This is a genomic window from Aestuariivirga sp., assembly GCF_041738905.1.
In the GTDB taxonomy this organism is placed as follows: domain Bacteria; phylum Pseudomonadota; class Alphaproteobacteria; order Rhizobiales; family Aestuariivirgaceae; genus Aestuariivirga.
Genome location: NZ_JBGSOZ010000021.1, coordinates 1 through 2914 on the forward strand (window position 1 = coordinate 1; position 2914 = coordinate 2914).

The 2914-nt window shown below is 61.8% G+C and carries 3 protein-coding genes; 2 read left to right on the forward strand and 1 reads right to left on the reverse strand.

Features of this window, described 5'->3' with window-relative positions; all coding sequences use genetic code 11:
* Positions 1-434 (reverse strand): ABC transporter ATP-binding protein (locus tag ACEW8Q_RS01540; protein ID WP_373502291.1); only part of this gene is annotated, 434 nt, incomplete at its 3' end.
* A 339-nt stretch (positions 435-773) separates the two neighbouring features.
* Between ACEW8Q_RS01540 and ACEW8Q_RS01545 the strand changes: the two genes are divergently transcribed.
* Together ACEW8Q_RS01545 and ACEW8Q_RS01550 are read left to right on the forward strand one after the other, a co-directional pair.
* Positions 774-2129, forward strand: a complete 1356-nt coding sequence (locus ACEW8Q_RS01545) for an NAD(P)H-dependent oxidoreductase (RefSeq protein ID WP_373502292.1) — start codon at positions 774-776, stop codon at positions 2127-2129.
* The coding region (locus tag ACEW8Q_RS01550; RefSeq protein ID WP_373502293.1) for a thiamine pyrophosphate-dependent dehydrogenase E1 component subunit alpha at positions 2126-2914 on the forward strand (789 nt) is incomplete at its 3' end. The genes ACEW8Q_RS01545 and ACEW8Q_RS01550, both read left to right, overlap by 4 nt.

Consider the following 2914-nt stretch of genomic DNA (forward strand, 5'->3'; position numbering starts at 1 on the left):
GCAAGGGCCGCACGCTGGCGCTGACCGCCCGAGAGCGCGCGCGGCTTGCGGTCCAACAGGTCGCCCAGTTCGACGATGTCGGCAGCTTCCCGCACCAGCCTGTCGTGCTGGTCCTTCGGGATGTCCCGCATGCGCAGCGGAAAGCGGATGTTCTCGTAGATCGACATGTTGGGATAGAGCGCGTAGCTCTGGAAGACCATGGCGACGTCGCGGTCACGCGCATCGACATCGTTGACCATCTCACCGTCGATCAGGATTTCGCCGCCGGTCGGCTCCTCAAGCCCTGCGACCATCCGCATGGTGGTGGTCTTGCCGCAACCCGAGGGGCCGAGGAAAACCATGAATTCCTTGTCCTTGATGTCGAGGTCGATGGCATCGACGCCGACGACCGAACCCCAGGATTTGCTGATCTTCTTCAGACTGATCGACGCCATGTTTCTTCCCGTGTTGCTTCAGTCCGCACGGCATCGAGCCCGTGGAACACGCCTCCCCTGCCGCGCCGCAGTCTGTCCCGTCCGCGTCCGCGCCTTTCCCCATGAGTTTCACAAAACTGAAACAATTGCAATATGTGAATTCATTTGTTTCGTATTTGACAACCTGAATCAGGCCGTGCGGGCCTGAGAACTCTTTTTGTTGCACCGCCACAAACAGTTCGCAATCGCCAAAAGCCCTTCGCAATTGCAATATCCATAGTTATAAACCAAACAATACTTATTGACATCACTAGGCACAAAAGTATCTTATTGCCAACTCAGCAGGATCGGGAGGCCAGCATGGCGGCTTATGACATTTCGCAAGGCAAGCGGCGCATCGGCCCGACGACGGGACTCGCCGCGGATCTTGCGCGCAGACTTGAGGAGACGGGCCGCCCCATTCGCATCGGCCTCATCGGCTCCGGCGAAATGGGCACCGACATCGTCACCCAGTGCCAGCAGATGACCGGCATCACGGTCGCCGCCATCGCAGAGATCAATCTCGACTCGGCCAAGAAGGCACTCCGCACCGCTGGGCGTGACGAGGACGGCCACGCCATTGCCGAGAATGCGAAGAGCTTTGCCGCCGCACTTGAAGCCGGCAAAGCCGCCATCACGCAGGATGCGCAACTCGTGTGCATGTCGGACCACATCGACGTGGTCATCGACGCCACCGGCAAGCCTGCCGTGGGCGCCGCCATCGGCCTCACCGCCATGGAGCATGGCAAGCATCTCGTGATGATGAACGTCGAGGCCGACGTCACCATCGGCGCCTATCTGCAGCATCAGGCCAAGCGCCTTGGTGTGGTCTATACGCTGGGCGCGGGCGACGAGCCCTCCTCCACCATGGAACTCGTCAACTTCGTCACCGGTCTCGGTTACCCGATCGTTGCCGCCGGCAAGGGCAAGAACAACCCGCTCAACATCGACGCCACGCCCGACAACTACATGGTAGAGGCCAAGCGCCGGAACATGAATCCGCGCATGCTGGTCGAGTTCGTCGATGGTTCCAAGACCATGGTGGAGATGGCGGCCATTGCCAACGCCACCGGCCTCGTTCCCGATTGCCCAGGCATGCACGGCCCGGCAGCAGGCCTGAGCGACCTGGAAAAAGTATTGTGCCCCAAGGAAGACGGCGGCGTGCTGTCGCGCAAGGGCGTTGTCGATTATTCGATCGGCAAGGGCGTTGCGCCCGGCGTATTCGTCATCGCTGAAATGTCGCATCCGCGCGTGCGCGAACGCATGCATGACCTGAAGCTCGGTCAAGGCCCCTACTACACATTCTACCGGCCCTATCACCTGACCAGCCTCGAAGTACCGCTCTCCTGTGCGCGCGCCGTGCTCTACAAGACCGCCGACATGCAGCCGCTGGACGTTCCCTCGGCAGAAGTCTGTGCCGTGGCCAAGAAGGACCTTGTGCCCGGCGAGCGCCTCGACGCCATCGGCGAATATACCTACCGCGCATGGATCCTGACGGTCGAAGATGCCGTTGCAGGCAAGGCCGTCCCCTGCGGATTGCTGGAAAACGGCAAGGTGACGAAGCCCATCAAGAAGGGCGAGCTTCTGACCTATGCCAACTGCGCTGTCGATGCGACCGCCGGGATCGTCGCGCTGCGCCAGAAGCAGGACGACATGCTGAAGGGAATGGGGGCATGAACGCGGTCGGCACGATCAAGCCCAACGCGAGGCCGTTCTTTCGGAAGTACAGCGCCGAAGCATTGAAGGAAGCGCTGCGCAAGATGTATCTCATCCGCCGCTTCGAGGAGGGTGCGGAAGAAGCCTACATGCGCGGCTTGATCCATGGCACCATGCATTTGTCGATCGGGCAGGAAGCCTCCGCCGTGGGCTCGACCATGGCGCTCCGCAATACCGACTACATCACGTCCACCCATCGCGGTCACGGACATTGCATCGGCAAGGGCGCTGATCCCAAGCTGATGTTCGCCGAGTTCTTTGGCAAGGAAGAAGGCTATTGCCGCGGCCGTGGCGGGTCCATGCACATCGCCGACGTGGCCACCGGAAACCTTGGCGCTAACGGCATCGTCGGCGGCGGGCTTCCCATCGCGGTAGGCTCAGCGCTCGCCATCAAGAAGCAGAAGCGCGACGATGTCGCCATGTGCTTCTTCGGCGACGGAGCTTCGAACGAAGGCGCCTTCCACGAGGCGCTCAACATGGCGGCGGTGTGGAAGCTTCCAGTCGTCTTCGTGTGCGAGAACAACAAGTATGGCATGTCGGTCTCAATCGAGCGCTCGATGGCGGTTGCCAATGTCGCCGACCGTGCGAGCGCCTACGGCATGCCGGGCGTGATCGTCGACGGCAACACCATCGCCGATGTCGAGGAGGCGATTGCCGAGGCGACCGCTCGCGCACGCCGTGGCGAGGGCCCGACGCTGGTCGAATGCAAGACCTACCGCACGCGCGGCCACTCGCGCTCCGACCGC

What these genes read in the sequence shown, in the direction of transcription:
- ACEW8Q_RS01545 (WP_373502292.1), top strand. Translation starts at nt 774, where the DNA reads ATGGCGGCTTATGACATTTCGCAAGGCAAGCGGCGCATCGGCCCGACG.